The following is a 24,907-nucleotide window of genomic DNA, read 5'->3' on the forward strand; positions in this document are numbered from 1 at the left end:
TCGAAAAGACACGTAAATGAAAGTTTATAATAAGATACCGGTAGGAATATCGGTATCTTGTTTATAAAGGAATGAAAAACTTTACTTTTTATTATGGTCGAACCTTCCAGAAAAAGAATAAACACGTTTGTGGGAGGCTCGTTTTATACAATGCCTAAGGCTGAGCACTAAGGAAAGAATTACTCCGAAAATCGTTGCAGAAACAATCTCCATTTAGGTTGACCTAAAGGCTCTTGTGCTTTTCTAAAAAAATCAGGAGGGAAATGAGTATGGATGCACTGGAAATCCTAACAGATCTGGATAATGTAATTCCGTTCTTTCAACCGATATTCAGTGCTGATGAACATCGAGTCATAGGCTACGAGATTTTAGGAAGATATAGAAGTGAGCATGGGATCGTTAGCCTAGGACCTTTTTTTCTTGACGAAAGTATTCCGGAAGAATACAGACTTGAAGTTGATCACACTGTGTTAAAAAAGGCATTGGAAAAATCCTTATCTCTTGAGGAAGATATTCTTTTATTTATTAATAAAGATGCAGATTTATTAATGTTTGATAATGCTGAATCATTTTTAGCCTTATTGCTTGAATTTAAAGAGAAAGGTATTAGGCTAGATCGAATTGTTTTAGAATCAACAGAACGGGTTTATAATGGCGATTTAGAGCAATTAGATCACTTATTAAACTATATACGAACGTATGGTATTAAAATAGCGATTGATAATAACGGTAATGAAAGAAGCCAATTAGATAGAATAGGTCAAATTTCACCCAATATTTTAAAGGTTGATTTGAATGAGCTCCGTTCTACAGCCTCAGCACATGTTCTTCATGATATTTTATTCTCGATATCCTTATTAGCAAGAAAAATTGGGGCTACCTTGCTTTTTAAAAATATCGAAATGGTGTACCAGCTTCAATTTGCTTGGAGAAATGGGGGAAGATATTATCAAGGCTATTATTTACATAGACCTGCAGAGGACTTCGGAGATCGGGATGTTCAGAAAGAAAAGTTAAAGGATAAATGCTATCAATTTATTTCTTATGAGAAGAAGAAACTTGAAGCATTGTACCTTGTAACAGAGGAATTTAATGAAAAGCTTCATCAATATCTTCAAGTCAAAAATCGTAAATCGCTAGAATATGAAGAGCTAATTAAAGTACTTTCCCTCTATCTAGACGATGTTGCTTTCCGTTTATATATTTGTGATGAAAATGGCTTTCAAAAGTCTGCTAATATCTTTAAACAAGAAAGTGGTTGGCGTATTCAGCATGAGTATTTACATAAAAACTGGAGCTGGCGCCCATATTTTCTAGAAAATATTATGAAAATGAGAAGGGAAAAGAAAGGGATACTATCTGATTTATACTGTGATATGGAAACAGGAGAAACGATACGAACCTTTTCTTATCCATTAAACTCAAATGATTATTTGTTTGTTGATATTTCTTATAGCTATTTATATGAACGTGATGGTTTATTATAGTGATTGGAAGGTCTCAATTGAGGCCTTTTTTTATAAGAATAAGATTAGTTTTTCGAAATTGATAAATGTCTAGATCTACAAGGAAGGTTTTAGTATCTCAGGAATATTCTAAACTTGGATGTTCCAAAGGCCCTTGTGCTTTTCTTATCTAAAGGCAATTATAATCTTCCCCGAATATACCCAGCACGAAGGAAATGCGAATGCATTTTCGAGGATCTCGCGCCTGCAGCGAAAATCAACAACACAGCATTATCAACGCTGAGATTCAACACAGTATATCTAAAAAGTGATAAAATTTGTTAAATTATCTTATATAGTTTTCTTCTGCAACATTTAATGACAGTTTTATTGTCAAAATCTGCAGTTATTTTACGAACGATATATCTATATGTCAAAATTGTTTGTTGGTAAAATGAGAATTATTAGCTAGAGAAGGAAAGGGAGGGTGAAATGAAGAAAATTGTCTTTCGTTTTTTGTCATATATGGTTTTAATATCACTGATATTTCCGTCAAAAATAATGGCAGAATCAGATTTTTCTAATGAAAAAGAAGTTATAAACTTTGTACAAGCGGCATTTCAGGCGCAGGTGGAATTGAGTGAACAACCAAGAACGATTAAAGAGATTAATGAATTATTATCTCCATATTTAACTAAAGAATATCAAAAGCTCTTTTTAAATGAAAATCTTCATTCAGTAGATGATCGATATATTACTTATGGGACAGATTTTCCTCTTTTTTATATTCCTTTTTTCTCCTATTCTGATAAAACGAAGATTGTTTGGGATCATGAAAAAATATATGTGATTGAGTTTTTTAGCGAAAATGATGAAGGTCCAGTTTCATATGACAATCATTATGAAGGGGTATCGCTTGAAAAAATCGATAATAGCTGGAAGGTATCCGGAATCTATAATGATGACATGCCTGACCAAATTATTCAGCAATTCAATGGAATAGATCAACAAAAACATGCAGCAAATATATCAACCAAAGAGTATTTTCTTCAAAAAAATTTTTTAAGTCTTCCGTATATTTGGGGTTATTCTTATCTCCGTTTGAATCCAATATTCTTTATCTATTTCCTTTATTAACCAGAAAAGTTTTTATCTTTCAAGGGTTAGAATAATGAGAAAAACTTGGTGATTGCCAAGTTTTTTCATTATTCAATATTCAATACTTCTTTTAATTTTTCGAGATCAAAGCCTGTAATGACCGTTTCATCAATTACTATTGTTGGGGTAGAATAGGATTGATATTTATAGACTAAATCCCTTTTAGCTTTATCATTAGTTTTAATATTTTTAACTTCAAAATGAAATCCAAATTCGGTTAAGAATTTTTTTGTGATTTCACAAGGCGGACAATCTGGTTGTGTATAAACGGTAATTTTTGACATGTAATCTCCTCGCTTTCACCTCTTTTTATGATAGGGAAAAGAAAATAATATTTCAATCTCAAAAAAAAATTGCATATTTCATTATTTTTTTCTTGTACAAAAGTGTACCATTATTTTATGCTGTTAATATTGGTATGAAAGGGATTTATCGTTGAATTTTCTGAATTCAATCCTTAAGGATAGAAACATGCCAATAGAGAAACCTAAAAGTAAGAATATAGGTTTTTGTGAAAGGAGAGGGAACATGTCACAGCTTCAAGGAATATTAACACGTTTAAAAAATTTACAGGAGCAATCAAACGGCGGAGAGCCGATGCAAAGATTTTTCGAGGTAAATGGAGAAAGGAAATGTCAGGTAACTTATCAGCCAAAAAGTGAAATGTTTGAGTTGGAAGTTTATTATGATAAGGAAAAACCAAAAAGGTATCAATTTGATAATATCGATATGATCACGATTGAGATATTTGACTTAATTCAATAAAACCTAGATAGGAACCGTAATGGTTCCTTTTTTTAGCTAAAGCTAATGGGAAGTTTACATTTATTAACGTATTCAAGTAAAATGTGTTTTCAATAAACTATCTGCTAATAAGATCGCATAAGAAACACTAAGGCATTCGCCAAAAAGGACTTGGCGAACGCCAAGTTTTTCTAAGCTAATAGGAAATTTTAAGTTTATTAACATACTAAAGTAAAGTGTGTTTTCAATTAAATATCTGTTAATAAGATCGCATAAGAAACACTAAGGCATTCGCCAAAAAGGACTTGGCGAATGCCAAGTTTTTCTAATGAATTCTGCTTCAAAAATGGTAAATTATAAGTATTGAGGTGAGAATTTATGCAACCAACAGTAAAATGTCCAAAATGTTTAATCGAGACAGAAATTACTTTAGTTTTAACTGCCCAATCGAATCAAAATGTAATTTTTACATGTCCTCGTTGTAATTTTGAAATGAAGGACATTCACACGAGCAAGGGTTAAAAGTTAATACGGGCACCGAACCGAAAACTGTGATAAACTAAAATAGATAAAACTACTATTGAGGAGTTACGGCGATGATAAGTCTTCACAGCGGGGAATATTTAGATAATAATATTCGTAATTTTATGATACCATCGGAACGGGTAGCACATGTTCAAATAGGCAATAATCTAGAGCATGCTTTATTAGTGTTAACCAAAAGCGGCTACACGGCCATTCCTGTACTAGATCCGTATTATAAACTTCATGGCTTAATAAGCACCCCGATTATTATGGACTCTATTCTAGGCCTTGAAAGAATTGAATTTGAGCAGCTTGAAAAAAAACGTGTAGAAGAAGTTATGAACAGAAAAATTCCAAGATTAAATATCAATTCATCCATTCAGGATTCGATCCCTTTTCTCATTGATAATCCTTTCTTGTGTATTGAAAATGAGGATGGTTATTTCGAAGGGATATTTACACGCAGGACTGTATTGATTGAGTTAAATAAGCATAAACATAAGTTAAATAAAAATTAATTTTCTTTTGCTCCCTGCTTAGGAGTATGATTAAAAGCAAAGGCTCTGTCGATTAAGGCAGAGTCTTTTTTCTCAAGGTAATGAGGACAGAGCAAATGTTTATTTTTAGTTGATAAAAAATGAAATTTATTAATTTGTACGTTATAGTAAAAGAAAAGACTAAAATGGAGGGATTGAATGTCTTCTCTCTCAGAGTTTCACTTTCTTTCAGTTCTAGCTCAGGAAATGAATATGAGAAAAGCTGCTGAAAGGCTGTTTGTCTCCCAGCCTGCTTTATCACAACGCCTACAAACGATTGAAAAGGAGTGGGGTGAAAAGCTGTTTGTCCGCTCTCAAAAGGGACTATCATTAACTCCTGCTGGAGAGTTAGTAATTAAATTTATTAACGATGTTATTACGAAAGAAGAAAAGGTTAAAGAATCAATTCATGCTTTGAATGCTGAAGTTTATGGAACATTAAAGATTGCGGTTGCTTCTATTGTGGGCCAAAATTGGCTTCCGCAAGTACTTAAGAAATATGTAACCCGTTATCCACAAGCAAAAATTTCCCTTTTGACAGGCTGGAGCAGCGAAATTTTAAAATCATTATACGAAGATCATGTTCATATTGGGATAATTCGAGGAACACCGGATTGGAAAGGTGTAAAAATTCATCTGTTCGAGGATCCGCTCTGCCTAGTAGATACTGAAATCACAAGTCCTGAGCAAGTTCTTAATACGGACAGGCCGTTTATTCAGTTTAAAAGCGATTCAAATTATTATCAGGAAATTCAAGACTGGTGGCTAAGAAAATTCAAAACGCCACCTAAGAGAACAATTGTCGTTGATCAGATCGAAACATGTAAGCAAATGACTTTCAATGGAATTGGATATGCGATATTACCTGAAATAACACTTAATGGAGTAGAAAAGAATATTTTTAAAGTCCCATTGTTAGATGAAAATAATCTCCCGTTAAAGCGTGATACTTGGCTCCTTGGGTATGAATCTGCATTTCAGCTAAAGCAAGTTCAGGCCTTTGTTGAATTAATAAAGGAATATATTCGAGACGAGGAAAATAGAGGGATGGACTCTTTGCTTTAATTTAGTATTGAAAGCAAATTGTTTTATTCTGTATAACTACTTTGATAAACTGGGAATGAAAAAAACTGTTAGAAGACCCTAGATTTATTTTGATTAAATCTTACAGATAAAGGGCAAAACATGTAATGGATTTCTTTTTATTTGGCTGTGTTATAGCTCAGTGTTGCTCATGCTATTTTGTTGTTGATTGGAGCGGAAAGCGCGAGCTCCTCGAAAATGCGAACGCATTTCCTTCGTGCGATGATTATTCTAGGAAGCTTATTCAATGTCCTGCGGGAGAAGCGAGTAAACAGCAGACCCGCAGGATCGATAGCGACGAGGAGGCTTCCGGACCGCCCTCTACGCTTTAGTGCCTGAAGCGGAAATCAACAGGGAAGTTTAACATTGCCTTTTAAAAATGAATGAATTAATTGTAATTGATGTTTAATTAAATTAATTACAATTTAATATTGACTTAAAATCTTTATGAGTCTATAATTGTATTTGTGAACAAAAACTCAAATGAGAAATACTATAATGAATTCTCATTTGAAAAAGTTAATGGAGGGATTACATATGCCAGAACGTATGGTAGGTAAACAAGCACCACGATTTGAAATGGATGCAGTATTACCAAACAAGGAGTTTGGAAAGGTTAGTCTTGAAGAAAATATGAAAAATGATAAGTGGACTGTTCTTTTCTTCTATCCAATGGACTTCACATTTGTATGTCCAACAGAAATCACTGCTCTTTCAGATCGATACGATGAGTTTGAAGACCTTGATGCAGAAGTGATTGGAGTATCTACTGATACTATTCATACACACTTAGCTTGGATTAATACTGATCGCAAGAACAATGGTCTTGGTGATTTGAAATATCCACTTGCTGCAGATACTAACCATATTGTATCTCGCGATTATGGTGTCCTTATCGAAGAAGAAGGTATTGCACTTCGTGGACTATACATCATTAACCCTGAAGGCGAATTAATGTATTCTGTTGTTAATCATAACAACATTGGCCGTGATGTTGATGAAACATTACGTGTTCTACAAGCTCTTCAAACTGGCGGACTTTGCCCTGCAAACTGGAAACCTGGACAAAATACATTAAATGTATAATTGAAATTTTGAAAAGGCCTAACGTTAGTTAGGTCTTTTCTTGAAGTAATGATTCTTTCTACAATAACCTTACTTAAAGGGGGATAAAAATGAAATTACGTGAACCAATGCCTGAACTTAAAGGTGCTACTGAATGGTTAAATGGAGAAGTTACAAGAGAGCAGCTTGTAGGAGAAAAGCCAACTTTAATTCATTTTTGGTCTGTTAGCTGTCATTTGTGCAAAGAAGCAATGCCTCAGGTTAATAAATTCAGAGATGATTATAAGGATAAATTAAATGTAATTGCCGTTCATATGCCTCGTTCTGAGGACGATCTTAATTTAGAATTGATTAAACAGGTCGCAGCAGAGCATGGAATCTCTCAGCCAATATACGTTGACAGTGAGCATAAGCTAAATGAAGCGTTTGAGAATCAATATGTTCCAGCTTATTATGTATTTGATAAAGATGGCAACCTTCGTCACTTTCAAGCAGGTGGAAGCGGTATGAAAATGTTAGAAAAGCGTGTAAATCGTGTATTAGATGAAATGAATAAAGCTGAATAAAAAAAGATCAAGCCTAGCTTGATCTTTTTTTATTAGAAAAGAATTTCATAAAAAACAAAAAATTCTAATAAAAGGGTGGAATTATATTTCGAAAACCGTTATATTTAATATTACGCTTTAAAAATTCTATGAATTTTTTGTAATAGGGTGAAAGGGGGAAATGGTTTGGAAGTATTCAGGAAATTGAAAATGTATTATTGGCCTTATAAAGGCTATTTCTTTTGGTCAATCGGCTTTTTACTAATTGTAACAGCGGTAACGGTAGTCTATCCAATGATTCTCCAAATTACGATTGATGAGGTAGTAATAGGAGGAAAATATGAGTGGATTCCTTATCTAGCTTTAGGATTTATCGGAATAATGATCGTTAAAGGGGTAGCGACATTTATTCATCAATATACCGGAGATCTCTTTGGGATTACATCTGTTTATAAACTAAGAAATGCTTTATATCATAAACTTCAATTTTTACCTTTCCGATATTATGACAATGCAAAGACAGGTGACTTAATGTCACGATTAACTGCTGATGTCGAAGGGTTTCGCTTTTTTTTGTCGATAGGCTTTTCCGAGTTGATTCGCTTTATCCTCTTAATTGGCATTAGCTTTTCTGTCATGTTTTACTACTCCATATCATTAACTATTGTTACTTTAATTACTTTACCTTTCCTTGCAGTCGTTACATTTAAATTTGATAAAGCGGTTCATCCAGCGTTTAGAAGTATTCGAAAATCCTTTGGAAAATTAAATACTAAGGTACAGGAAAATATTAGTGGCATCAATACTGTTAAATCCTTATCGAGAGAAGATTTCGAGATTCATAAATTCAATGATTCAAATGGTGATTATAAAGATAAATATATATTTACAGCCGATATATGGGCTAGATTTTTTCCTTTAATGGAATTATTAGGAAACATTAGTGTTGTCTTATTATTAGCCTATGGTGGATACCTAGTGATGAACGGTGACCTATTGTTAGGAGAGCTAGTAGCCTTTTATAGCTTAGTCTGGTATATCATGTGGCCAATTATGAACCTCGGTTTTATTGTCAATCTATTTTCACAATCGAAAGCATCTGGAGAAAGATTATTAGAAATCCTCGACGCGGAAAATGAGATTGAAGATAAACCATCGGCCATGAGTGCAGAACGCTTACAAGGCGAGGTGGAATTTCGTAATGTGACTTTCCGTTATTCGGACGAAGATAAGGATGCCCTTTATAATATTAATTTCTATGCTCATCCTGGAAAGGTAATCGGACTAATTGGATCCACAGGTTCAGGAAAAACTTCCTTAACTCAACTAATGACAAGATTTTACGAGCCTGTTGATGGGGAAGTGAAAATGGATGGTATAAATGTGGAAGAGTATTCATTGCATTCCTTAAGGAGGAATATCGGCTTCGTTCTTCAAGAATCATTTTTATTCTCATCCTCCATTAAAGCAAATATTTCTTATGGGAAACCGAATGCAACAATGGAAGAAATTATTGACGCTGCCAAGAGAGCTCAAGCCCATGACTTCATAATGGAGCTTCCAGATGGTTACGACACCATGCTTGGTGAAAGAGGTATGGGACTTTCAGGCGGACAAAAACAGCGAATTGCAATTGCCAGAGCATTTTGTATTAACCCAAGTATTTTAATATTAGATGATGCGACAAGTGCTGTTGATATGGAGACAGAATTCCAAATCCAAAAGTCTTTAAAGGAAGTTATGGAGGGGAGAACGACATTTATAATTGCTCACAGGATTTCTTCATTAAAGCATGCTGATGAAATTCTTGTTCTTGAAAATGGGCATATCGTCGAAAGAGGGATTCACGAAAATTTATTAAAACAAAACGGTCCCTATCAGCGCATTTATGATATTCAATACCGAGATATTGGCAGAGTGATTGGATCTCATGCAGGGTAAGAGGTGGAAGGATGAAAAAGAAAATAGAAAATAAAAAAGTATTATCAAGATTTCAATACTCATCAGATGATGTCATTGAAAAGCCTTTTAACTGGAAGCAAATGTTAAGACTTTTTAGCTATATGAAACCATATCGAAAAGATCTTCTCCCTTTCTCAATAATGATGGTATTACTTAATACAGGTGTTAAATTACTAATACCGATTTTAATAGGTGTCTACACCCTTGATAAGGCATTAATTGAAAAGGATGGAAAGCTGCTAACGATATTAGTTGTACTAATTACAATTCTATATTTAATAAATTTTGTAGCTAATTTTTTTCGGATCAAATGGATGAATATGCTTGGTCAAAGTGTTATTTATGATTTAAGAAAGCACTTATTTACCCATGTGCAAACACTATCTCATCGATTTTTTGATCAGCGCTCGGCTGGCTCCATTTTAGTACGAATTATGAATGATATTAATTCTCTTCAAGAGTTATTTACGAATGGGGTCATCAATTTATTAATGGATATGATTCTTCTTGTTGGCATTTTTATCATATTATTCTCATTAAGTCCCCAACTGACATTAGCAATTATGATAATATTGCCGATTATGTTTTTTATTTCTACCTCTTTAAGGAGAAATATCCGACGATCATGGCAGGTTGTTCGTTTAAAACAGTCTAAATTAAATTCTCATTTGAATGAAAGTATTCAAGGCATAAGAATTACACAATCATTTACACAAGAAAAAGAAAACATGACATTTTTCGATGGTGTGAATACAGAAAATTTCGAAAGCTGGCGTGTGGCTTCACAGAAAAACGCGATGTTCAGACCTTTAGTCGAAATAACAAATGCATTGGGGACAGCAGTATTAATTTGGTATGGAGCGAGTTTAATCCAAAATGAAACAATTACAATAGGTTACTTTGTTTCTTTCGCCTTTTATCTTGGGATGTTCTGGGAGCCGATATCTCGCTTAGGTATGGTTTATAATCAATTGTTAATAGGGATGGCCTCATCTGAAAGAATATTTGAATTTTTGGATGAAAAGCCAAATGTTGATGAGAAAAAGGATGCTATCCAATTGGATAATATTATTGGAAAAATTAATTTTGAAGATGTTGAATTTTCATATGATGAAAGACGTCCAGCATTACGCAAGATTAATTTGGAAATGCAAGCAGGGCAGACGGTTGCCTTAGTTGGTCATACAGGTTCAGGGAAGACGACCATTGCAAACTTAATCAGCAGGTTTTATGATCCAACAGCAGGTAAAGTTAAAATAGATGACAAAGATTTACGAGAGGTGACCTTAGCAAGCCTTAGAAATCAAATTAGTGTTGTCTTACAGGATACATTTATTTTTTCTGGAACCATTAGCGACAATATTCGCTTTGGCCGACCAGATGGTAGTATTGAAGAGGTAATGGAGGCTGCAAAAGCAGTTGGGGCACACGCATTTATAGAAAATCTGCCAAACGGGTATGAAACGGAGGTAGAGGAACGAGGAAATATTCTTTCTGTCGGAGAGAGACAGCTTCTTTCCTTTGCTAGAGCATTGCTTGCCGATCCGCGAATCTTAATTCTTGATGAAGCGACAGCAAGCATTGATACTGAAACAGAGGTCAAAATCCAAAAAGCCTTAAAGGCGCTTTTAAAAGGACGTACAGCTATAATCATTGCGCATCGTCTATCTACCATACGTGATGCAGATCATATTTTTGTACTTGACCATGGTAATATTATCGAGCAAGGAAATCATGATGAATTAATGGACCTTCAAGGAGAATATTATCAACTCGTAAAGGCTCAATTCAATATGTTGAGTGCTGGATAAATAAGCATAGGGAGTCTCAGATGCCATGTTTATTATTTTTCTCAAAAGTTTAAACAAATTATTGGTCAGACTGTTCGCTCTTTTATTATTCGTACACGAATTGAACGAGCAGAGCATTTGCTTCATTACACAGGAATGAGGGTGACAGAGGCTGCTGAAGCCCTTGGCTATAATAGTCTCCATTTCTTTAGCAGGCAATTTAAAAAATATACAGGAAAAATACCCTCCAAAATTCGATAATCAATATAAAATTTGTAAAAACAAAACTATTCGTCAGGTACTATCTTACCTGGCGATTTTGTTTTAATTTTTTTTGAGAGTATAAGAAAAGTGAAAATATTTAAAGGAAAAGTCTAAATAAAATAAAAAAATATAGTGCTATGATTAAAAACAATTATTTTATCGAATAAATAAGCGGCGTTAAAGTCGATAAATATAAAAATATTATTGGGTAGAATTAATTAAGATAGTTAAAGGTTGAAAGGGAGCTATATGCCCATAGCTATTTTGAAGGAGGAATTATTATGTCAAATGATTTTATTCAACAGTTATTTGCCGATCGAATAGGCGGTTCCAAATTCGGTTTATCTCAAGAAATCTTTAAATTTGAGAAAATAAAAAGAGCAAAAAGAGCAGCAATTCTCGCTAACCCACACATTCAATTGATAGATTTAGGAGTCGGTGAACCTGATTCTATGGCAGACGAAGAAGTTGTAAAAATATTAGCGATACAAGCAAATAAGCCAGAAAATCGCTTTTATGCTGATAATGGGCTAATTGAATTTAATCAAGCAGCTTCCGAGTATATGGAAAGGGTCTTCCATGTAAAAGGACTTGATCCCGATAAAGAAATAAACCATGTGATTGGCTCGAAATCTGCTTTAGCCATGCTGCCAGCAGTCTTCATAAATCCTGGTGATATTACGCTGATGCCCTCGCCGAGCTATCCAGTATTAGCGACTCTTACAAAATACTATGGAGGAGAAATTGTTCATTTACCAATCTCTGAAGAAAATTTATTTTTGCCAGAGCTAGATAAAATAAATAATAGTGTTTTACAAAAAGCAAAGCTCCTATATTTGAACTATCCGAATAATCCAACAGGTGCAATTGCTAATGCAGAATTTTTTGAAGAAGTCGTTCAATTCGCTAAGAAAAATAATATAATTGTTGTCCATGATGCTGCCTATGCAGCCCTCGTTTTTGACAATGAAAAACCGCTTAGCTTTCTCTCAGTTCCAGGAGCAAAGGACGTTGGAGTAGAGCTTCATTCATTATCAAAATCTTTCAATATGACCGGATGGAGAATAGGATTTATCGCTGGAAATTCGAAGCTCATCAACGCATTTGCTACCGTAAAAGACAATAATGATTCGGGTCAATTCATGGCAATTCAAAAAGCAGCAGCTTATGCTCTCTCTCATCCTGAAATTACGGAACGAACATCTGCTAAATATTCAAGGCGACAGGAATTATTGTCAAAGGCATTAAGAGAATGCGGCATTTATGCTAAAAAGTCTAAAGGATCTTTTTTCTTATATACAAAAGCACCAAAAGCTGTAGAAGGTGGCCGAGAGTTCCATACTGCAGAGGAATTTAGCAATTATTTAATTAAGGAACATTTAATTTCTACTGTCCCATGGGATGATGCAGGATCATATGTTAGATTTTCTGTTACATTTCAGGCGGATGGATTACAAGCGGAAAAGAATGTTATAGAAGAAATCAAATCGAGATTAAGCAAGAAGAAATTTATATATTGAGAGGAGTGTTATCATGGAGTTTACGAAAATGCATGGATTAAGGAATAATTATATTTTTTTCAATTTATTAGAGTATTCATTGAAGAGTCAAGATTTGGCAGAGCTATCTAAAAAAGTTCCAATTTTAACTTTGAATTGGATCAGATGGGTCGGAAGCAAAAAACTGTGGCAATGGATTGCGTTGTACAGCCAAATATCTATTTGATCACATGTATATCACAAATCCGAGTTTTACTATTGAAACATTGGGTAGGGTTTGGTCAGTTAATGACAGGCCCTCAACTTATTGCTCATCTAATACAAATCAACACTTGGCTAAAAAAATACAACATTAATATTATAGACAACTGAAATTAGGCATGCTAATCTGGGAACTAGATTATTTCAATCAATGTGTTAGAATATAATCTAAATTATTTAGTTTGTAATAATCTGGAGGAATGATTGGTGAAAAAGGAATTTGCTGTGATTGGGCTTGGACGTTTTGGTGGAAGTATCTGCCGTGCACTTGCTGAAGAGGGAATGGAAGTCATGGCAATAGATGTTGATGAGGATCGTGTGAACGAATTTTCTATGATTGCCTCCCATGCTGTTGTTGGGGATACGACGGATGAATCAGTTATTAAAAGCCTAGGAATTAGAAACTTTGACCATGTTATTGTAGCAATTGGTGATAATATTCAGGCAAGTATTTTAACGACATTAATATTAAAAGAATTAGGAGTAAATAAAATTACTGTTAAAGCCCAAAATGATTATCATGAGAAGGTTTTAAGAAAGATTGGGGCAGACCATGTAGTTCATCCAGAGCGCGATATGGGCCGAAGAATTGCTCATAATATTTCCTCAAATAATGTATTAGATTATCTTGAGCTTTCAGATGAGCATAGTATTGTTGAAATCGTAGCTAATGAGAAGCTTAGTGGACATACACTTATCGATTTAGACATTCGTGCAAAATATGGCATTAATATTGTTGCTATTAAGAGAAAAAATGATATCATTGTTTCCCCATTGGCACATGAAGAAATCCAAACAAATGATATTTTAATTGTTATCGGAGCAGATGTAGATATTGTTCGATTTGAGAAAAAAGTAATGGGATAACTAAAAAGGCTGTAAATCACATTTGTGATTTACAGCCTTTTCTATGTCTAGCTCCAGCGCCTACCCCCTCGAGGTCATAAGTCAGTCCGCCAAGAAGGTTAAAAGAACAACCCTCTCGTCGGCCTGTCTTATGCTTGTCGGGGGTGAGCAAGGCGCTTCCGCTTTTCTAAACTTCCATAATGATTGGTAAAATCATTGGACGGCGTTTTGTTTTTTCATATAAGAATGGCGCAAGAGTGTCAGTGATTTCATTTTTTATTTCTGACCATTGTGTTGTTCTTCTTTCCATTACTTTGTTCAAATGCTTTGTAATTAGTGATTGAGCATCATTAATTAAATCTCCTGATTCTCTCATATAGACGAACCCGCGTGAAATAAGATCAGGCCCTGCAGCGATTTTGAAATCCTTCATATTAATGCTGACTACAACAACCACTAGCCCTTCTTCAGAAAGAATACGGCGATCTCTTAATACAATGTTACCGATATCACCAATCCCGCTTCCGTCAATATAAACAGAGCCAGAAGGGATTTTACCTGCAATTTGTGCTGAATCTTCGCTTAATGCGAGCACTTCACCGTTATCCATAATAAAGCAGTTTTCTTCCATCACACCACAGTCTACAGCTAATTTTGAGTGCATTTTTTGCATTCTATATTCTCCATGGATAGGCATAAAGAATTTTGGCTTTATAAGTCTAAGCATTAATTTTTGTTCTTCCTGACCTCCATGGCCGGAGGTATGAATATCGCTTAACTTGCCATAAATAACTTCTGCGCCTGCACGGGAAAGCATATCAATCGTTCTGCTAACGCTAATTGTATTTCCTGGAATAGGAGAAGACGAAAAAACAACCGTATCGCCAGGATTGATTTGTATTTGGCGGTGTGTTCCATTAGCAATTCTAGATAATGCTGCCATCGGCTCTCCTTGACTTCCAGTACAAAGGATTGTGACCTGGTTTGCAGGCAAGCGATTGATCTGTTGGGCGTCGATAAATGTATCTTTTGGCGCATGGATATAGCCAAGATCTTGTCCGATATTAATGGCTGCTTCCATACTGCGGCCGAAAACGGCAATCTTTCTGCCATTTAATACAGCTGCCTCAGTTACTTGCTGAAGCCTATGTATATTTGAGGCAAATGTAGCAAAAATAACCCGACCTTCGACTTTGCGAAATATGTCATTAATACTTTCCCCGACTCTCCGTTCTGACATTGTAAATTCAGGGATTTCACTGTTTGTACTGTCTGACAATAAGCAAAGAACGCCTTCTTTACCGATCTCAGCCATTTTAGTTAAGTTTGCTGGTTCACCGACAGGGGTGAAATCAAACTTAAAATCACCTGTATGCACAATTTGTCCCGGAGGAGTTTTAACAACAATCCCGTATGAATCAGGAATACTATGCGTTGTTCGAAAAAAGGAAACGGAAGTCTTTCTAAATTTAATTACATCATCTTCTATAATTTCATGCATTTTCGTTTGTCGTAGTAAACCATGTTCTTCTAATTTATTTCGAAGTAAGCCGAGAGCAAGTTTTCCGCCGTAAATAGGGATATTTACTTCCCGTAAAAGATAAGGAATTCCCCCTATATGATCTTCATGTCCGTGCGTGATAAATAGGCCTTTAATCTTTTCTTCATTTTTTACTAAATAAGTGTAGTCGGGAATTACATAATCAATACCCAGTAGTTCATCCTCGGGGAATTTGATCCCAGCATCAATTAAGATGATCTCATCTTGGAATTGAACAGCATACGTGTTTTTTCCGATTTCTCCTAGTCCACCAAGGGCGAAAACGGCTGTTTGATCGTTCTTAACAAATTTCATAATTTATCTAATCTCCAATACATTAAAGTCTTCTCGTTGTTTTTCAAATTCTAAAAAATCCCCTTTAAGCTCTGTAATAAACTCAATATTATATGGTCTATCTGCTAATTTTAGCCGTACATCTCTTTCGGATTCTGCTTCCATATAAATTGTTTGTGTTTTTTCCCGAACTGGTACTTCCTTGTTTGACTCTTGATAAAAAACTTTAAATATCATCTAATATCTCTCCTTATTCCGAATAACTTTTTCTATTATATATAAAAATAACATGATTTTCATGTTTTTTCTTATTTAAGTTGAATTATACATTTTATGTATATAGGGCATATTAAGGTATTTCAAATGATAATAAGGAAGGAGCCCTTCTCAAGCATGAAGGGCCCAAAAGAGTTTTAAGCAATTGATTTTTTTCGAAGCATATCTCTCCACTGTTTTAAAAGCTTCTTTCTTAGCTTCTTTAACATCGTGGATCAACTCCTTACTTTCTATTTTAAACGATACTTGTCCAAAGTAAAAGCGAACAAGGATGTTTAAAGAATAAATACTGTTTTTATTTTTATTATATGACGAAATGAGATTATCTTCCGTGGATAATTATGGTTTTTTTAATATTTATTATTAAAATTACTAAATTGACAATTTTATCATATAAGCTTAGTGTTTTATTACAAAAGTCGAAAATAGATAGGATGAGGATTAAATGAGGAAGCTATATAGTGCATTGCTTTTGTTAAGCATTATTTGGGGCACTTCTTTTTTATTTATTAAAATATTGCTGGTAGATTTAGAGCCTTCAGCAATTGTTTTTGGAAGATGTCTTTTTGGATTCATCACACTTGCTTTTTTCAGCTTAGTGAAACAAAATAATATTCCATATAAAGAACTTCCCTATTTAAAACTTGTTATTGTCGGCTTTTTAAATAATGCTTTACCTTGGCTTCTAATATCTACTGGACAAACAAAAATTACTTCAAGTTTAGCCTCCATTATCAATGCTACAACTCCGATTTGGACACTAATAATCGGCTCGATTTTCTTTGGCTCCGTTCTAAGAAGAAATCAATGGATAGGGATTGCAATTGGTTTTATCGGTATATTTATTATCTCAAACTTAAAATCAGGTGATATTTTGTCTGGTCATTTCACTGGGGTACTTTTCATGTTAGGAGCTGCCATTTGTTATGGGACTGGTACTCATTTAACAAAGAAATATTTAGGAAATGTATCGACCTTACATATATCATTATTTACTCTTCTCGCAGCTACTGTTTTAAGTTTTATCATGATGATGGTGTCAGCACCAGAATCAGTTTATGCCTTTACAGAATCGAATATCATTTTTTCATTGATTGGCCTAGGATCTTTAGGATCGGGAATAGCGTATTTACTCTATTATTATTTAGTTAAAGAGGGGAGCCCAGAGTTTGCTTCTTTAGTAACCTATTTAGTACCAGCATCTGCTATAATGTGGGGAGCATTTCTATTAGGTGAAGAAATCCATTTTACAATGATCATTGGACTTCTAATTATTTTTATAGGAGTATATGTTACTTCGATTAAAGAGAAGAAAAAAGAGAAAAAAGCTGCAGCTTAGTTTTTTTGAATAAAGAAAGGTTGGGAATTTATCAATGAAAAAAATCGTATTTTTTGATATAGATGGGACTTTATTAGATAGTGAAAAAAAGCTGCCTGATAATACAAGAAAAGCAGTAGAAAAATTAAAGCAAAATGGTGTATACGTTGCCATAGCTACAGGCAGAGCTCCATTTATGTTTGAAAAATTACGCGCAGAGCTTGAAATTGAATCCTATGTTAGCTTTAACGGTCAATATGTTGTTTTTGAAAATGAAGTTATTTACAAAAACTCATTGCCAACAGGGGAAGTTGAGAGATTAATGAATTATTCAAATAAGAAAAACCACCCTTTAGTATTTTTAAATGAAAAATCAATGAAAGCATCTGTTTTGGAAAATGATTTTATAGAAGAAAGTATCGGGAGTTTAAAATTTCCTTATCCAGCTTTAGATTCTGATTTCTATAAAGCCAATGAAATCTTTCAAGCACTTTTATTTTTTGAAGAAAAAGAGGATATCGTTTACCAACAGGATTTTTCAAACTTCCGTTTTATTCGCTGGCATAGGTATTCAACAGATGTTTTACCTGCAGGAGGATCGAAGGCAGAAGGAATTAAAAAGATGATCAACCGACTTGGCTTTAATATGGAGGACGTTTATGCATTTGGTGATGGCTTAAATGATATTGAAATGCTTCAAGCGGTCGGAACTGGAGTTGCTATGGGTAATGCTCTAGATGAAGTGAAAAAATCAGCTAACCGAACAACAACTTCTGTTGATAATGATGGAATTTGGAATGGATTAAAAGATTTAGCATTAATTTAAGTTTTTCGATATAAAGTCATATAAAAGACTGAACCTTCAAGGTTCAGTCTTTTATATGTTAATCTCCTATCTTTCAAGAGGTACTGCATTTTCAATAGGCTTAAATGGGTCGTTTTGATTAATATGGTCATAGAACATAATGCCATTAAGATGATCAATTTCGTGCTGAAATACAATTGCAATCATGCCTTTTAATCTCAGCTTAACTTCAACGCCATCTATAGTTGTACCTTGAACGGTTATTCGTGAATATCTTGGAACATATCCAGGAATTGCTTCATCAACTGATAAACAACCTTCTCCGGCCAATAAATAGGTTTTTTCGACTGAATGGCTTTTGATTTTTGGATTAAATAAAGCGTAACTGTGAAGCACCCCTTTTTCATCTTTTAAATGAACGGCAATCATTCTTTTTGCAACATTTATTTGCGGAGCTGCTAAACCAATACCAGGTCGAAGTCCATATTTTTCAGCAACTTCAGGATTTTGACTGTTAATAACAAATTCCAATAAGTTTTCTAAAATTTGTATATTTTCATTTGTTGGTGGAAGTGGAACTTCTTTAGCAATGTTTCTTAGTGTAGGGTGACCATCACGGATAATATCATTCATTGTTAACATTGGATCATTCACTCCTGTGATTAAATATATATAATAAAAGAATAGAATCGAAACTTTGATGTAAATACCAATTATTTTACGCTAGCATTTAAACAGATGTGTCTAATTTTACCTATTGCGCTTTTTCTTGAAGATTAAAGAAAGTGTAACTTTATTCAAGTTAGAGAAATGTCTAGCTGCACAAGGAAAACCACGGCTGTATTTACATCTCGCGACTAAAACAGAAGCTGATGTCGTTCTCTTGGGTCTTAACTATTCCGCCAAGAAGGTTAAAGTACTGCCTTCTAGTCGGGCTATCTTATACGTTAAAGTATAGATTGCCAGCGCAGAAGATGATCCGACGTAGTTGCCAATTTTAGGAATTAAGTACGACGGACAGGATGTCCTAGTCGGGCGAATGCCACAGGACGTGGCATGTATGAGCGCGATAAGTGCAACTACGCCTCTGTCTTCGCCTTTCCAAGGCTCGCCAATCGGCGAGTTTTCTTTATCTTAATAGTCTATCAGAGTATATGTAAAAAGTTAATAAAAGAGAAGGCACATTTTGTACCTTCTCAAAAGGTAACCTATCCCAAGCAAGAGCAGCCAACGATGATAAGAAGAATGAATAATACTACAATTAATGCAAAGCCTCTGCCACAGCAAGCTCCGCCTACAAATCCTGGATAACCACAGCCATATCCGTAACCGAATCCACCATATCCACCATATCCGTACACGAAGGATAACCTCCCTAAAAGTTAGATTATCGTCCACATTACATATAGTCCCATATCGGACGATTAATATAGCCTATGTAAAAATCGAGTAATTTGTGTAGGCCTATGCCTAAGTCATAAATGAAAAGTGTTTTGAATAGATTTTATAAATGGACAAACCTCACATGTATTGTCAAATGATCAAGCAACAGATATAGTAAAATTGTTATATTTAAGGAGGTTTCAATGAGTTGGTAATCCGAAAAAGCTATATAATATTAGTTTATCTTGCTGGAGTTCTATTGTTAACAGGTTGCCTAAAACAACAGACACCAGTCGAAAAAATGTATAAAGTACTGGAAAATGTCGTTGCTTCTGAAGAAGCATTTGAAGCACAGCAAGATCCTCTTGTCGAATTAGAGAAAAAAGAAAAGGAAATTTATGATAAAATTATTTCTCTTGGCATGAAGGAATTTGAAGAAGTTACCAAACTATCAAATGAAGCATCCGAGATTGTTGATCAACGAAAAACCCATATAGAGAAGGAAGAGGAAAGTATTAAAGCCTCTGAAAAAGAATTTAAAGCATTAAAACCCATCATTGAAGATTTGAAAAATCCAGCTCTCAAGGAAAAATCACTTCAATTATACGAAATTATGATTGAAAGATATAAAATTCACAGTGAATTATATTTATACTATTCGAAAGCAATTGAATTGGATAGAGAGTTATATGCAATGTTTAAAAATGAAAATATCCAATTGGACCAGCTGGAGGATCAAATTACGAAAATAAATGAAATTTATGGTAAAGTATTAGAAGCGAATGAAAAATTTAACGAAAAGACAAAGCGATATAACGATATGAAATTATCCCTCTATAAAGAATCGGGGCTTGAGGTAAAAGTAAAGGAATAATTTGAAAGAGTGACATTCTCTGTGAATGTTGCTTTTTTTTATTGTATACCAGGAAATTATAATTTTCGCTATCTGTTGATAACTTAAGATATAGTTTATCTACGTTCAGCTCCAGCGCCTACCTCCGACTTACAGGACGTACTAGTGTCGACAATGCGACAGGACAAAGAAAGCTACGTCAGCGACACATCGCACGACCAAAAGAGAAGCTTTTGGGAGGACGTCGCGTTTTTGTCGACCTCGAGGTCATAAGCCAATCCTCCCAGAAAGGTAAAGAACACCTTTCCGAGAGGATTGGCTTATGCCTGTCGGGGGTGATCAAGGCGCTTGCGCTTTTCTTATTTAATAATTAGCTGTGTTAAAGCTCAGTGTTGAAAATGCTATTTTGTTGTTGATTTTCGCTGCAGGCGCGAGATCCTCGAAAATGCATTCGCATTTTCTTCATGCGGTGTTTATCCAGCATTAACGAGCTGTAAGTCTCCCACCTCAAAACTTGAGAAATACAAAGAAGTATAGGTGGGAGATAATAAGACCGATTAGTTCAACTAACAATCAGTGGGGGATGAAGAAAACCCCAACTGATTGAAGTTTCACTTTATTCAGGGATGATTATTCAACGTCCTGCGGGAGAAGTGAGTCAAAGGGAGACCCGGCAGGAGAGATAGCGACAAGGAGGCTTCCGGACCGCCCGCTACGCTTTAGTGCCTGCAGCGGAAATCAACAGGGAAGTTTTAACATATCCTCATATTTATTAAAATAATTGATTTTACTAATATAATGATGATTAAGAATATTCAATATGTGTTATAACACATCTAAATAATATTCATTTTCTTATAGAACAGTTTTGAGTATTTTATAATACAGTTATAAAAAAGAGAAAAGATATAAATATTGTGAAAATGATGTAAAAACGCAATATAAAGAGGTTTACGGTAGTGGATTGGTGAATTAAACTTAAAAAAATTAGTATCATTGTGTATCAACTTGGTTGCAAAATTAATTGATACAGAATAAGATAGAAATGGATAATCAAAAACAGACGTTTGATAATGAGATATTCATAAAATTAAGATTTTCTATTTTAACTTAGGATTGGGCAACATAGATTTGTACTTAACTCATATTAATAAACGTCTTTTACAAGAAATGAAAGGGTGACTCATATGGCTTCTAAAACAAAAACGGCACAATTTGATGCCAAAATGCAGCTTGAAAAAGTTGAAGAACAGTTTCAGACATTCCAAATTCTGAATGAGGAAGGTAAGGTTGTAAACGAATCTGCAATGCCGGATTTAAGCGATGAGCAGCTTCAAGAATTAATGCGACGTATGGTTTATACACGTATCCTTGATCAGCGTTCAATCTCATTAAATAGACAAGGGAGACTAGGCTTCTATGCACCTACTGCAGGGCAAGAAGCATCCCAATTGGCTTCTCAATTTGCTTTAGAGAAGGAAGACTTCATTCTTCCAGGATACCGTGATGTTCCACAAGTGATTTGGCATGGACTTCCATTATCACAAGCTTTTTTATGGTCTAGAGGTCATTTTGAAGGCGGAAATATTCCTGAAGGAGTCAATGTAATTGCACCACAAATCATAATTGGAGCACAATTTATCCAAGCTGCTGGTGTTGCATTAGGAATGAAAAAACGTGGAACTAAGACTGTTGCTATTACTTACACAGGTGATGGAGGAACATCTCAAGGTGATTTCTACGAAGGAATCAACTTTGCAGGTGCTTTTAAAGCTCCGGCTATTTTCATTGTTCAAAATAATAGATTTGCTATTTCAACTCCTGTTGCATTGCAGTCAGCAGCGAAGACACTTGCTCAAAAAGCTGTATCAGCAGGGATTCCGGGTATCCAAGTTGATGGAATGGATCCGCTTGCGGTTTATGTTGCAGTTCGTGAAGCTCGTGAGCGCGCAATAAATGGAGAAGGTCCTACCTTAATTGAGACATTAACATACCGATATGGTCCACACACAATGGCAGGTGACGATCCAACTCGTTATCGTACATCCGATCTTGATAATGAATGGGAAAAGAAAGACCCACTTGTCCGCTTCCGTAAGTTCTTGGAGGATAAAGGAATATGGAATGAAGAAATGGAAAATGAAACAATTGAAAAGGCTAAAGAAGATATTAAAGTAGCAATTAAACAGGCTGATGATACACCAAAGCAAAAGGTAACAGATTTAATATCCATTATGCAGGAAGAATTGCCTTATAACTTAAAAGAACAATATGAAATTTATAAAGAAAAGGAGTCGAAGTAAGCCATGGCGCAAATGACAATGATTCAAGCAATTACTGATGCATTACGTACAGAATTGCGAAACGATCCGAATGTATTAGTATTCGGAGAAGATGTAGGCGTAAACGGTGGTGTATTCCGTGCCACTGAGGGCCTTCACTCTGAATTCGGCGAAGATCGTGTATTTGATACTCCTTTAGCTGAATCTGGAATCGGTGGACTTGCGGTTGGTCTAAGCTTACAAGGATTCCGTCCTGTTCCTGAAATACAATTCTTTGGATTTGTATATGAAGTTATGGACTCCATTTCCGGACAGCTCGCACGTATGCGCTACCGTTCAGGAGGCAGATACAATGCGCCTGTTACAATTCGCTCACCTTTTGGTGGAGGAGTACATACTCCTGAGATGCATGCAGACAGCTTAGAGGGGTTAATGGCACAACAACCAGGATTAAAGGTTGTCATTCCATCTACTCCTTACGATGCTAAAGGATTGCTTATCTCGAGCATTCGTGATAATGATCCAGTTATTTTCTTAGAGCATATGAAATTATACCGCTCCTTCCGTCAAGAGGTACCTGAGGGAGAATATACAATTCCGCTTGGAAAAGCAGAAGTAAAACGAGAAGGTTCTGATCTTTCAATTATTACTTATGGAGCTATGGTTCATGAAGCATTAAAAGCTGCTGAGGAGCTAGAAAAAGAAGGCTTTTCTGCAGAAGTCATTGATTTACGTACAGTATCTCCAATTGATATTGAAACAATCATTGCATCAGTTGAAAAAACTGGTCGCGCTATTGTTGTCCAAGAAGCACAAAAGCAAGCTGGTATCGCAGCTAATGTAGTTGCTGAAATCAATGACCGTGCAATCTTAAGCTTAGAAGCACCTGTTCTCCGTGTGGCAGCACCTGACACAGTTTTTGCGTTCCCGCAAGCTGAAACAGTATGGCTTCCAAATTACAAGGATATTATTGAAACAGGCAAAAAAGTATTAACTTTCTAAATCGATTAAAAGTAACTTTATTAAATGTTGAAAGGCGGAAATAGAAGGAAATCAGTTTATTTTTTAAGATTTCTTTAAGCCAAATTCCGACCTTTCTCATCTAGTCTAGCTTAGGAGGATGATTCCAAGTGTCATTTCAATTTAAATTGCCTGACATAGGTGAGGGGATTCATGAAGGAGAAATTGTCAAATGGTTCGTAAAACCAGGAGATAAGGTCCAAGAAGATGACGTTTTATGTGAAGTACAAAATGATAAAGCTGTTGTTGAAATCCCTTCTCCAGTTGCAGGAACAGTTAAAGAAGTTTTAGTCGGAGAGGGAACTGTTGCTACTGTCGGACAAGTTCTAATTACATTTGATGCACCTGGTTATGAAAATCTAAAGTTTAAGGGCGACGAGCATGAGGAGCAACAAGAATCTCAAACACAAGCGCCAGCGAGTAAAGAAGAGCCTTCTAATGATAGTGCTGCTAAAACTCAAACAAATGTAAATCATGACCGTCGAATCATTGCAATGCCTTCTGTTCGAAAATATGCACGTGATAAAGGGATTGATATTAGGCAGATTTTAGGCAGCGGGAATAATGGCCGTATATTGAAAACTGATATAGATGCCTTTATTAATGGTGGAACACAAATTCAAACAGAAACAGCAATTGAGAAAGAAGTTGCTGCGCCACAAGAAACAACAGCCGCTACAGCAGCTGTAAAAGCTGTTCCACAAGGACAGTATCCGGAAACGCGTGAAAAAATGAGCGGCATCCGTAAAGCAATCGCAAAAGCGATGGTAAATTCAAAGCATACAGCTCCACATGTTACATTAATGGATGAAATTGATGTGACTAAACTTGTTGCCCATCGTAAAAAGTTTAAAGAAATCGCCGCAAGCAAGGGAATTAAGCTAACATTCCTTCCGTATGTGGTAAAAGCTTTAACAAGTGCTTTACGTGAATTCCCAGTATTGAATACATCCATTGATGATGCTACATCTGAAATCATCCAAAAACATTATTACAATATTGGAATTGCAGCAGATACAGATAAAGGTCTACTAGTTCCTGTTATTAAAGACGCTGATCGAAAATCAACTTTTGCCATTTCAAATGAAATCAACGAATTGGCTACGAAAGCGCGTGAGGGTAAGCTTGCTCCAGATGAAATGAAAGGAGCTTCATGCACAATCACGAATATTGGCTCAGCAGGCGGACAATGGTTTACTCCAGTAATTAATCACCCAGAAGTAGCGATACTCGGGATTGGTCGTATTGCTGAAAAGCCAATTGTAAGAGATGGCGAAATTATAGCAGCACCAGTACTTGCATTGTCATTAAGCTTTGACCATCGTATAATTGATGGTGCTACAGCGCAGAATGCGCTGAATCATATTAAGCGTTTACTGAACGATCCAGAACTTTTGCTAATGGAGGCGTAGA

The 24,907-nt window shown here is 35.2% G+C and carries 24 protein-coding genes; 19 read left to right on the plus strand and 5 right to left on the minus strand.

Annotation, left to right across the window (positions count from 1 at the left end; translation table 11 throughout):
• The first annotated feature begins 269 nt into the window (after window positions 1-269).
• Both KHA94_RS02240 and KHA94_RS02245 read left to right on the plus strand, forming a co-directional pair.
• The gene (locus KHA94_RS02240) at window positions 270-1,487 is read left to right on the plus strand and encodes an EAL domain-containing protein (protein ID WP_213100516.1); all 1,218 of its coding nucleotides are present in this window, start codon (window positions 270-272) and stop codon (window positions 1,485-1,487) included.
• A 450-nt stretch (window positions 1,488-1,937) separates the two neighbouring features.
• Complete coding sequence (locus KHA94_RS02245; protein WP_213100517.1) at window positions 1,938-2,582, plus strand: DUF3993 domain-containing protein; 645 nt, start codon at window positions 1,938-1,940, stop codon at window positions 2,580-2,582.
• Between the two features lie 68 nt (window positions 2,583-2,650).
• Here the strand turns inward: KHA94_RS02245 and KHA94_RS02250 are convergent, their stop codons facing one another.
• A complete protein-coding gene (locus tag KHA94_RS02250; protein WP_213100518.1) occupies window positions 2,651-2,887 on the minus strand; it encodes a glutaredoxin family protein in 237 nt (78 codons plus the stop codon).
• A 244-nt stretch (window positions 2,888-3,131) separates the two neighbouring features.
• On the opposite strand from KHA94_RS02250, the gene KHA94_RS02255 reads away from it, so the two are divergent.
• The 11 genes from KHA94_RS02255 (at window position 3,132) to KHA94_RS02305 (ending at window position 13,744) form a co-directional block, all read left to right on the plus strand.
• The gene (locus KHA94_RS02255; RefSeq protein WP_213100519.1) at window positions 3,132-3,368 is read left to right on the plus strand and encodes a YkuJ family protein; all 237 of its coding nucleotides are present in this window, start codon (window positions 3,132-3,134) and stop codon (window positions 3,366-3,368) included.
• 575 nt (window positions 3,369-3,943) lie between these two features.
• Window positions 3,944-4,390 (plus strand): cyclic-di-AMP-binding protein CbpB, encoded by a 447-nt coding sequence (gene cbpB / locus KHA94_RS02260; RefSeq protein WP_213100520.1) that lies wholly within the window; start codon window positions 3,944-3,946, stop codon window positions 4,388-4,390.
• Between the two features lie 177 nt (window positions 4,391-4,567).
• Window positions 4,568-5,473, plus strand: a complete 906-nt coding sequence (locus KHA94_RS02265) for a LysR family transcriptional regulator (protein ID WP_213100521.1) — start codon at window positions 4,568-4,570, stop codon at window positions 5,471-5,473.
• Window positions 5,474-6,028: 555 nt separating this feature from the next.
• Entirely contained in the window at window positions 6,029-6,577 is a 549-nt protein-coding gene (locus KHA94_RS02270) for a peroxiredoxin (protein WP_213100522.1), read from the plus strand.
• Between the two features lie 89 nt (window positions 6,578-6,666).
• Complete coding sequence (locus tag KHA94_RS02275; RefSeq protein ID WP_213100523.1) at window positions 6,667-7,122, plus strand: TlpA family protein disulfide reductase; 456 nt, start codon at window positions 6,667-6,669, stop codon at window positions 7,120-7,122.
• Between the two features lie 165 nt (window positions 7,123-7,287).
• On the plus strand, window positions 7,288-9,042 hold the full coding sequence (locus KHA94_RS02280; protein ID WP_213100524.1) for an ABC transporter ATP-binding protein: 1,755 nt from the start codon (window positions 7,288-7,290) through the stop codon (window positions 9,040-9,042).
• 11 nt (window positions 9,043-9,053) lie between these two features.
• Window positions 9,054-10,874: an ABC transporter ATP-binding protein gene (locus tag KHA94_RS02285; RefSeq protein ID WP_213100525.1), complete on the plus strand. Its 1,821-nt coding sequence runs from the start codon at window positions 9,054-9,056 to the stop codon at window positions 10,872-10,874.
• Window positions 10,875-11,114 carry a helix-turn-helix domain-containing protein gene (locus KHA94_RS02290; protein ID WP_213101262.1) on the plus strand — a complete coding sequence of 80 codons (240 nt, stop codon included), beginning with the start codon at window positions 10,875-10,877 and terminating at the stop codon, window positions 11,112-11,114.
• Between the two features lie 284 nt (window positions 11,115-11,398).
• Window positions 11,399-12,637 carry an LL-diaminopimelate aminotransferase gene (locus KHA94_RS02295; RefSeq protein WP_213100526.1) on the plus strand — a complete coding sequence of 413 codons (1,239 nt, stop codon included), beginning with the start codon at window positions 11,399-11,401 and terminating at the stop codon, window positions 12,635-12,637.
• Window positions 12,638-12,650: 13 nt separating this feature from the next.
• A complete protein-coding gene (locus KHA94_RS02300; RefSeq protein WP_213100527.1) occupies window positions 12,651-12,842 on the plus strand; it encodes a hypothetical protein in 192 nt (63 codons plus the stop codon).
• A gap of 242 nt (window positions 12,843-13,084) precedes the next feature.
• Entirely contained in the window at window positions 13,085-13,744 is a 660-nt protein-coding gene (locus KHA94_RS02305) for a potassium channel family protein (protein WP_213100528.1), read from the plus strand.
• A gap of 166 nt (window positions 13,745-13,910) precedes the next feature.
• On the opposite strand, the gene rnjA is transcribed toward KHA94_RS02305, so the two are convergent.
• Both rnjA and KHA94_RS02315 read right to left on the minus strand, forming a co-directional pair.
• The gene (gene rnjA / locus KHA94_RS02310; RefSeq protein WP_213100529.1) at window positions 13,911-15,578 is read right to left on the minus strand and encodes a ribonuclease J1; all 1,668 of its coding nucleotides are present in this window, start codon (window positions 15,576-15,578) and stop codon (window positions 13,911-13,913) included.
• 3 nt (window positions 15,579-15,581) lie between these two features.
• A complete protein-coding gene (locus KHA94_RS02315; protein WP_213100530.1) occupies window positions 15,582-15,794 on the minus strand; it encodes a DNA-dependent RNA polymerase subunit epsilon in 213 nt (70 codons plus the stop codon).
• Between the two features lie 484 nt (window positions 15,795-16,278).
• On the opposite strand from KHA94_RS02315, the gene KHA94_RS02320 reads away from it, so the two are divergent.
• A complete protein-coding gene (locus KHA94_RS02320) occupies window positions 16,279-17,172 on the plus strand; it encodes a DMT family transporter (protein ID WP_213100531.1) in 894 nt (297 codons plus the stop codon).
• 34 nt (window positions 17,173-17,206) lie between these two features.
• The gene (locus tag KHA94_RS02325) at window positions 17,207-17,977 is read left to right on the plus strand and encodes a Cof-type HAD-IIB family hydrolase (protein WP_213100532.1); all 771 of its coding nucleotides are present in this window, start codon (window positions 17,207-17,209) and stop codon (window positions 17,975-17,977) included.
• Between the two features lie 66 nt (window positions 17,978-18,043).
• Here the strand turns inward: KHA94_RS02325 and def are convergent, their stop codons facing one another.
• Together def and KHA94_RS02335 are read right to left on the minus strand one after the other, a co-directional pair.
• Window positions 18,044-18,598 (minus strand): peptide deformylase, encoded by a 555-nt coding sequence (def, locus tag KHA94_RS02330; protein ID WP_213100533.1) that lies wholly within the window; start codon window positions 18,596-18,598, stop codon window positions 18,044-18,046.
• Window positions 18,599-19,164: 566 nt separating this feature from the next.
• Window positions 19,165-19,317, minus strand: coding sequence for a YjcZ family sporulation protein (locus KHA94_RS02335; protein ID WP_213100534.1), 153 nt, complete (start codon window positions 19,315-19,317; stop codon window positions 19,165-19,167).
• Between the two features lie 230 nt (window positions 19,318-19,547).
• Between KHA94_RS02335 and KHA94_RS02340 the strand changes: the two genes are divergently transcribed.
• The 4 genes from KHA94_RS02340 (at window position 19,548) to KHA94_RS02355 (ending at window position 24,906) form a co-directional block, all read left to right on the plus strand.
• Window positions 19,548-20,213: a YkyA family protein gene (locus KHA94_RS02340; RefSeq protein ID WP_213100535.1), complete on the plus strand. Its 666-nt coding sequence runs from the start codon at window positions 19,548-19,550 to the stop codon at window positions 20,211-20,213.
• A gap of 1,166 nt (window positions 20,214-21,379) precedes the next feature.
• Window positions 21,380-22,495: a pyruvate dehydrogenase (acetyl-transferring) E1 component subunit alpha gene (gene pdhA, locus KHA94_RS02345; RefSeq protein WP_213100536.1), complete on the plus strand. Its 1,116-nt coding sequence runs from the start codon at window positions 21,380-21,382 to the stop codon at window positions 22,493-22,495.
• Between the two features lie 3 nt (window positions 22,496-22,498).
• A complete protein-coding gene (locus tag KHA94_RS02350; RefSeq protein WP_213100537.1) occupies window positions 22,499-23,476 on the plus strand; it encodes an alpha-ketoacid dehydrogenase subunit beta in 978 nt (325 codons plus the stop codon).
• 128 nt (window positions 23,477-23,604) lie between these two features.
• A complete protein-coding gene (locus KHA94_RS02355) occupies window positions 23,605-24,906 on the plus strand; it encodes a dihydrolipoamide acetyltransferase family protein (protein ID WP_213100538.1) in 1,302 nt (433 codons plus the stop codon).
• The last annotated feature ends 1 nt before the right edge of the window (window position 24,907 follow it).

Source organism: Cytobacillus citreus (assembly GCF_018343665.1).
Lineage (GTDB): Bacteria > Bacillota > Bacilli > Bacillales > Cytobacillaceae > Cytobacillus > Cytobacillus citreus.